Origin of the sequence: Paenacidovorax caeni (assembly GCF_001298675.1) — a bacterium.
GTDB lineage: Bacteria > Pseudomonadota > Gammaproteobacteria > Burkholderiales > Burkholderiaceae_C > Paenacidovorax > Paenacidovorax caeni.
On sequence record NZ_CYIG01000006.1, the window covers coordinates 102,999 to 110,286 of the forward strand.

General features: G+C 64.2%; 6 protein-coding genes. 3 read left to right on the top strand and 3 right to left on the bottom strand.

The window, feature by feature from the left end; all coding sequences use genetic code 11:
• Positions 1-92: 92 nt before the first annotated feature.
• On the top strand, positions 93-1,355 hold the full coding sequence (gene rho, locus BN2503_RS04065; protein ID WP_054255367.1) for a transcription termination factor Rho: 1,263 nt from the start codon (positions 93-95) through the stop codon (positions 1,353-1,355).
• Between the two features lie 67 nt (positions 1,356-1,422).
• Here rho and BN2503_RS04070 read toward each other — a convergent pair whose 3' ends face one another.
• The 3 genes from BN2503_RS04070 to BN2503_RS04080 all read right to left on the bottom strand — a co-directional run bounded on the left by BN2503_RS04070 (position 1,423) and on the right by BN2503_RS04080 (position 5,162).
• Positions 1,423-1,635, bottom strand: coding sequence for a hypothetical protein (locus tag BN2503_RS04070; RefSeq protein ID WP_054255368.1), 213 nt, complete (start codon positions 1,633-1,635; stop codon positions 1,423-1,425).
• Between the two features lie 140 nt (positions 1,636-1,775).
• Complete coding sequence (locus BN2503_RS04075; protein ID WP_175537933.1) at positions 1,776-2,597, bottom strand: crotonase/enoyl-CoA hydratase family protein; 822 nt, start codon at positions 2,595-2,597, stop codon at positions 1,776-1,778.
• A 78-nt stretch (positions 2,598-2,675) separates the two neighbouring features.
• The gene (locus BN2503_RS04080; protein ID WP_054255369.1) at positions 2,676-5,162 is read right to left on the bottom strand and encodes an NADPH-dependent 2,4-dienoyl-CoA reductase; all 2,487 of its coding nucleotides are present in this window, start codon (positions 5,160-5,162) and stop codon (positions 2,676-2,678) included.
• A 140-nt stretch (positions 5,163-5,302) separates the two neighbouring features.
• On the opposite strand from BN2503_RS04080, the gene BN2503_RS04085 reads away from it, so the two are divergent.
• Together BN2503_RS04085 and BN2503_RS04090 are read left to right on the top strand one after the other, a co-directional pair.
• Complete coding sequence (locus tag BN2503_RS04085; protein ID WP_054255370.1) at positions 5,303-5,848, top strand: PadR family transcriptional regulator; 546 nt, start codon at positions 5,303-5,305, stop codon at positions 5,846-5,848.
• Between the two features lie 30 nt (positions 5,849-5,878).
• The gene (locus tag BN2503_RS04090; RefSeq protein WP_054255371.1) at positions 5,879-7,201 is read left to right on the top strand and encodes an EAL and HDOD domain-containing protein; all 1,323 of its coding nucleotides are present in this window, start codon (positions 5,879-5,881) and stop codon (positions 7,199-7,201) included.
• Positions 7,202-7,288 lie beyond the last annotated feature (87 nt).

Sequence of the window (7,288 nt, forward strand, 5' to 3'; positions counted from 1 at the left end):
GCTTGCCCCGTCCGCCACCTACCGTGGCCCCGCACGGCACGCAGCCCCACTCCCTCGCACCAAGACATTTCCACTCCGTCCAGGAGTCATTCATGCACCTTAACGAACTCAAGGCACTGCACGTGTCTGAAGTCCTCAAGCAGGCGGAAGCGCTTGAGATTGAAAACGGCGGCCGCATGCGCAAGCAGGAGCTGATGTTCGCCATCATCAAGAAGCGCGCCAAGGCAGGTGAGCAGATCTTTGCCGACGGCGTGCTCGAAATCCTGCCCGACGGCTTCGGTTTCCTGCGCAGCCCTGACACCAGCTTCACGGCCAGCACGGACGATATCTACATCAGCCCGAGCCAGGTGCGCCGCTTCAACCTGCACACCGGCGACATGATCGAAGGCGAGGTGCGCACGCCCAAGGATGGCGAGCGCTACTTCGCGCTGACCAAGCTCGACTCGGTCAACGGCGGCCCGCCCGAGCAGAACAAGCACAAGGTGATGTTCGAGAACCTCACGCCGCTGTTCCCCAAGGAGCAGATGAAGCTTGAGCGGGACATGAAGGGCGAGGAGAACATCACCGGCCGCATCATCGACATCATCTCGCCCATCGGCCGCGGCCAGCGCGCGCTGATCGTTGCCCCGCCAAAGAGCGGCAAGACGGTGATGATGCAGCACATCGCCCACGCCATCACGGCCAACAACCCCGACGTGCACCTGATGGTGCTGCTGGTGGACGAGCGCCCGGAAGAAGTGACCGAGATGCAGCGCACCGTGAAGGGCGAGATCATTGCCTCGACCTTCGACGAGCCCGCCGCGCGCCACGTGCACGTGGCCGAGATGGTGATCGAGCGCGCCAAGCGCCTGGTCGAGCTGAAGAAGGACGTGGTGATTCTGCTGGACTCCATCACCCGCCTGGCCCGCGCCTACAACAACGTCGTGCCCAGCTCCGGCAAGGTGCTCTCGGGGGGCGTGGACTCCAACGCACTGCAGCGCCCCAAGCGCTTCTTTGGCGCGGCACGCAAGGTGGAGGAAGGCGGCTCGCTGACCATCATCGCGACGGCGCTGGTCGATACCGGCAGCCGCATGGACGAGGTGATCTTCGAAGAGTTCAAGGGCACGGGCAACTGTGAAATCCACCTGAGCCGCCGCCTTTACGAAAAGCGCGTGTTCCCCGCCATCGAGATGAACAAGAGCGGCACGCGCCGCGAAGAGCTGCTGCTGCCGCCAGAGATTCTGCAGAAGACCCGTATCCTGCGCCAGTTTATGTACAACATGGACGAGATCGAGTCCATGGAACTGATGATCAAGAAAATGAAGGAAACGAAGAACAACGTCGAGTTCTTCGAAGCCATGCGCCGCGGCGGCTGATCAGCCCCGTTCGCAAAAACGAAAACGCCCCGTCTTTGACGGGGCGTTTTCGTTGGTGGTGCCAGTCTCAGCCCAATGCCTGCAGAGCCGCCTGTATTTTCTGCAGCGCCTCATCGGTAATCAGACCGCCGGAAAACTTGGCCACCGTGGACAGTGGCATGCCAGAGGCCATGCCAATCTGCGGATGCGCGGAAATACCCGGCAGATACTGCTCGAGGATGGCCTTGGTGGACTCGTTGCCGAGCAGTTCACGCACGGTGGATTCAAGGGAATAAGCCATAAAAGTTTGCTTTCTTGCTTGCAAAAATAGTGACGGGTGCAGGCCATGGATCGAGGAAATGGCCTGCGCTGACTCTAGGGCAAGGCTGGCGCAACAAGTAGAGGGCACACCCCATAGGTATGCGCCCAGTCTGTGCCCGCTCAGTCCTTGAACTGTGGTACCTGGCGCGCCATGCTGGCGGTCATGGCCGCCACCAAGTCCTTGCTTTGCAGCATGGCGGCGTTCCATGTGGCGATGTAATTCAGGCTGTCGGCCACGCTGTGGTCGCGTGCGTAGTTGAGCATTTCCTTGGTGCCGCGGATGGACAGCGGCGACTTGGCTGCGATGCTGGCGGCGATGGCCTGCACGCCTTCGTACAGCGCCTCGCGCGTGGCGAACACGCGGTTGAGCAGGCCGATCTCGCGCGCCTCCTGCGCGCCAAAGACGCGGCCGGTGTACGCCAGCTCGCGCGTAATGCCTTGTCCGATGAGCTTGGGCAGGCGCTGCAGCGTGCCCACGTCGGCCACCATACCGATGTCGATCTCCTTGATGGTGAAGCTCGCGTCCTCGCTGGCGTAGCGCATGTCGGCGCAGGTGATGAGGTCGATGCCGCCGCCAATGCAGCCGCCATGGATGGCAGCAAGCACGGGCTTGCGGCAGCGCTCCAGGCTGGTCAGCGTGTCCTGCAGGTCGAGAATGACGCGGCGCAGCTTCTCGCGCTGGCGGCCCTCGCAGTCGTCGGCCACCTGCGCGCCCAGGCCCATCATCATCTGCAGATCGATGCCTGCGGTGAAGTATTTGCCCTCGGCCTGCAACACGGCCACGCGCGCCTCGGGGGTTTCGTCCACCCACTGGAAGGCCTGGCGGATTTCCTGCCACATGGTGGCATTCATGGCGTTGGCCTTTTCAGGGCGGTTCAGGCGCACGGTGGCGATGTGGTCTTGCAAGGCAAGGCCCAGGGTTTCAAAGGTCGGGATCGTCATTCACAACTCCGGTTTCAAGTGTTTTTGGCCTCCAGCGCTTACGGAGCAAGCGCTGGCAGCTCTCTTATCAATAGCAAATCAGGCCTTGGCGCCCTTCATGGCTGCCAGATACGGCGCCAGGCGCTTGCCCATTTCCTCGCCCAGGGCCTGCAGGCCGCTCAGGGGGCGCACCATGACCTCGAAGTCGACGATCTTGCCCTCCACATCGAAACGAATCTGGTCGATGCCCTTGAGCTCCTTGCCGCCCACCTTGGCACTGAACTCGAGCACCACGCTCAAGCCGTCCTCGCTGGCGTAGCTGCGGTGGTAGGTGAAGTCTTCAAACACCTTGACCACCGTGCCCAGAATGAGCTGCACCGCCTGCGCGCTGGGGTACGGCGTGTGCGCCATGGGCGAGCGGAACACCGCCTGGGGGTGCAGGATGGACGGCAGCAGCGCCATGCTGCCCTCGGCCACCATGGCGTGCCAGGTTTTCAGGCTCTCCTGCACCGCAGCGGGTATCTGGTGCGTGGCCGGGGCGCTGGCGGGTGCGGCGGGCTGGAAGTCGATGCGCAGCGCCAGTTCGGTGCCCTGCTTGATGGCGCGCTTGGCGTCCAGCTCGGCGGCCTTGTCGGCACCGCCAATCAGGTGCACGCGCACGCCCTGCGCCTGCAGCGCAGCCTGCAATTCGCGGTTGGGGTCTTGCCCCGCGCAGACGATGACGTTGTCCACGGGCAGGGTCATGTCCTTGCCGTCCACGCTGATGTGCAGGCCCGCGTCGTCCACCTTGCGGTAGGTCACGCCGGGGATCATCTCCACGCCCCGGTTCTTCAGCCCGGTGCGGTGAATCCAGCCCGTGGTCTTGCCCAGGCCATCGCCCACCTTGCTAGCCTTGCGCTGCAGCAGGTAGATCTTGCGCGGCACCTGGCCGATGCGCGCCGGCTGCAGGCCGCCGCGCGCGCTGCCGGTGGTGTCCACCCCCCATTCGGCAAAGAACTTGGCCTTGTCCAGGCTGGGGCTCACGCCCTCGTGCAGCAGGTATTCCGATACGTCGAAACCAATACCGCCCGCGCCAATCACGGCCACGCGCTGGCCCACGGGCTTCTTGTCGCGCAGCACATCCAGGTAGCCCAGCACCTTGGGGTGGGTGATGCCGTCAATCTCGGGCAGGCGCGGACGGATGCCGGTCGCCAGCACCACGTGCTGGAAGCCCGCTTGCACCAGCTCCTGCGCATCCACGCGCTTGCCCAGCTTCACCGTCACGCCCGTCTGCTGCAGGCGCTGGCAAAAGTAGCGCAGGGTTTCATAGAACTCCTCTTTGCCCGGCACCTGCTTGGCCACGTTGAACTGGCCACCGATCTCGCTGGCCACGTCGAACAGTGTGACGTCAATGCCGCGCTGCGCGGCCTCGGTGGCGAAGGCCAAGCCGGCCGGGCCGGCACCGACCACGGCCACGCGCTCTTTCTTCACCAGCGGCACCGGCACCAGGATGGTTTCGTGGCACGCACGCGGGTTGACCAGGCAGGAAGTGATCTTGCCGCCAAAGGTGTGGTCCAGACAGGCCTGGTTGCAGCCGATGCAGGTGTTGATGTCCTGTGCGCGGCCCGCGGCAGCCTTGTTGACGAACTCCGGGTCTGCCAGGAAGGGGCGCGCCATGCTCACCATGTCGGCCTGGCCACTGGCCAGCACTTCTTCGGCCACCTCCGGGGTGTTGATGCGGTTGGTGGCCACCAGCGGAATACCCACCTTGCCCTTGAGCTGCTGCGTGACCCAGGCAAATGCGGCACGCGGCACCTTGGTGGCAATGGTGGGAATGCGCGCCTCGTGCCAGCCAATGCCGGTGTTCAAGATGGTCACGCCCGCCTGCTCCAGCGCCTGCGCGAGCTGCACCACTTCGGCCTGCGTGGAGCCGCCTTCGACCAGATCGAGCATGGACAGACGGAAGATGATGATGAAGTTGGCGCCCACCCGGGCGCGCGTGCGGCGCACGATCTCCAGCGGGAAGCGGATGCGGTTTTCGTAGCTGCCGCCCCATGCGTCGTCACGCTGGTTGGTCTGTGCGGCAATGAATTCGTTGATGAGGTAGCCCTCCGAGCCCATGATTTCCACGCCGTCGTAGCCCGCGCTCTGCGCAAGTGCGGCGGCATTGGCGTAGTCCTCGATCGTCTGCTCCACCTCCGCACCCGTCAGTGCATGGGGGCGGAATGGGCTGATGGGGGCCTTCAGGCTACTCGGCGCCACCAGCTCGGGGTGGTAGGCGTAACGGCCAAAGTGCAGGATCTGCATGCAAATCTTGCCACCCGCGTCATGTACCGCCTGGGTCACTACCTTGTGCTTGTCGGCCTCGGCCTGTGTGGTCATGGCCGCGCCACCGGGCATTGGACGGGCGCGTTCGTTGGGCGCAATGCCGCCGGTCACGATCAGCCCCACGCCGCCACGCGCGCGCTCGGCATAGAAGGCGGCCATGCGCTCGAAGCCCTGGGGGGCTTCTTCCAGCCCCACGTGCATGGAGCCCATGAGCACGCGGTTCTTGAGCGTGGTGAAGCCCAGATCCAGGGGCGCGAGCAGGTGGGGATAAGTGGTCATGGGGTGTCCTTGTCGTCGTGGGTCGTGGGCAGGAGAGGCTGGCTGGCACACTATGCAACCAGTTGCACAAAAGTGTACGATCGTTCGTTTAACTATGCAACGGGTTGCATAGCTGGATTTCCCGGATAGACTGCGCCCCCATGTCTTTGCCGCACGCCGTTCTAACCTCCTTGCTGGAAAAATCCACCTCGGGCTATGACCTGGCACGGCGCTTCGACAAATCCATCGGCTATTTCTGGCACGCCACGCACCAGCAGATTTACCGTGAGCTGGCACGCATGGAAGGTGCCGGCTGGATCGAAGGCTTCGTGCCGCCCGACGCTGGCAAGACCCGCAAGAAACACTACCGCGTGCTGCCCGCCGGACGTGCCGAACTGGTGCGCTGGGCCGCCGAGCCCACGCCCCCCATGGACCTGCGCGACAGCTTCACCGTCAAGCTGCGCGCCGACGCCATCCTGGACGAAGTGGATCTGTGCGAGGAACTGGCGCGCCACAACGCGCTGCACGCCGCGCGCCTGGCCCAGTACCGCGCCATCGAAGCGCGCGATTTCCCCGCCACCCCACCGCTGACGCGCGCGCAGGCCATCCAGCACATGATCCTGAAAAAAGGCATCCTCTACGAAGAAGGCGAGATTGCCTGGGGCCAGGAGATGCTGGCGCTGCTGCGCCGCCCGGCCCAGACATAGAATCGCGGCACCGTCCACCCGGGTGCCTGCATGTCCTCCCTCCTCGATTTTTTTCGCCGTCTCCTGGGCCGCAGCCGGCCCAGCCCGGCACCTGCGCAGACGCAGCAGGGCAAGGCCAGCGCGCAATTCCAGGTCCTGAACCAGCTCGCCCCCCTCAAAGCCGAGCCCAGCGCACCGGCCCCTGCCCCGACGCCCACCAACCGCAGTGCCTCCTTCATTTGCCGCGAGCCGGTACTCAACCGCCAGGAACAGATCGCGGGCTACTTCTTCCATTTGCACGGCCATCTGCAAAGCCGTCTGCAAGGCAAAAACGAGCCGCTGCACAAGGCCTACGACGATGCCCTGCTGCGCAACCTGATTGACCTGCACGTACACCGGCTGCTGGGCCACCGCAAGGCCTTCATCCACCTGAGCCCCGCCTCACTCAACAACCCGCTGCTGGAGCGGCTCCCGGTAAAGAACAGCGTGCTCATGCTGTCCCCCAACCTGAATGCGCTGGACCTGGACCAGCTCCAGCCCCAGCTGGCCACACTGCGCCAAGCCGGCATGGCCCATGGCTGGGTGCTGGATAAAAACCTGCTGGCATTGCACCCCGCGCTGCGTGAGCTGGCCATGCAGGCCGACTATGTGCAGCTCGACACCGCCAAGTTTGACGGCCTGGAGATTGAAGCCCTGTGTGAGACCCTGGGCAACAGCCCCGCCCAAAACCGGGCGCCGCTGCAGTGGATCGCGCAGGAGCTGCACAGCTTTGACGAGTTCAACCTGTGTTTCAAGGGCGGCTTTGACTTCTTCATGGGCGATTTCGTCACCAGCCGCGAGAACTGGCATCCGCCCAAGAGCGAAATCAACCGTCTGCTGACCATCAAGCTGCTCAACCTGCTGCGCAGCGACGAAGACCTGAGCGTCATCGCCCAGCAGATCACCGCCGATCCGGTGCTGGCCTTCAAACTGCTGCGCTACCTCAATTCCCCGGCCTTCGGCCTGTCCCAGCCCGTACTGACCATCGACAAGGCGGTGATGGTGCTGGGGCGCGAGCGCTGCTACCGCTGGGTCTCGCTGCTGCTTTTCGACATTCAGCAAAGCGGCTACCGCGAGCGGGTGCTGATCGAACATGCGCTTACGCGCGCCTTTTATCTGGAGAGCCTGGCGGGCCAGGGCCTATTGCAAGGCCCGAAGGAGGAGCTTTTCATCCTGGGCCTGTTCTCCATGCTCGACCTGCTGATCGGCCACCCACTGGAAACCATCCTGCAGGAAACCCACCTGCCCGCGCCCGTGCACCGTGCGCTGCTAGCCCGGATATTTCACGTATGTAGCCAACGGCCTGCGCAGCGGGGCATCGCGGCGCGGATTTGAGCGAGCAAGGCCACGATGTTGGCCGCAGCCATGGGTGTGATGGTTGGCATGCGCAATGCGGTCGCACTGACCCCCACCCCGGCTTGG

Excerpts from the sequence above, each read along its gene's own strand:
- BN2503_RS04075 (WP_175537933.1), bottom strand. The coding sequence starts at position 2,597 with ATGACGATCCCGACCTTTGAAACCCTGGGCCTTGCCTTGCAAGACCAC.
- BN2503_RS04090 (WP_054255371.1), top strand. The coding sequence starts at position 5,879 with ATGTCCTCCCTCCTCGATTTTTTTCGCCGTCTCCTGGGCCGCAGCCGG.
- BN2503_RS04085 (WP_054255370.1), top strand. The coding sequence starts at position 5,303 with ATGTCTTTGCCGCACGCCGTTCTAACCTCCTTGCTGGAAAAATCCACC.
- rho (WP_054255367.1), top strand. The coding sequence starts at position 93 with ATGCACCTTAACGAACTCAAGGCACTGCACGTGTCTGAAGTCCTCAAG.
- BN2503_RS04070 (WP_054255368.1), bottom strand. The coding sequence starts at position 1,635 with ATGGCTTATTCCCTTGAATCCACCGTGCGTGAACTGCTCGGCAACGAG.
- BN2503_RS04080 (WP_054255369.1), bottom strand. The coding sequence starts at position 5,162 with ATGACCACTTATCCCCACCTGCTCGCGCCCCTGGATCTGGGCTTCACC.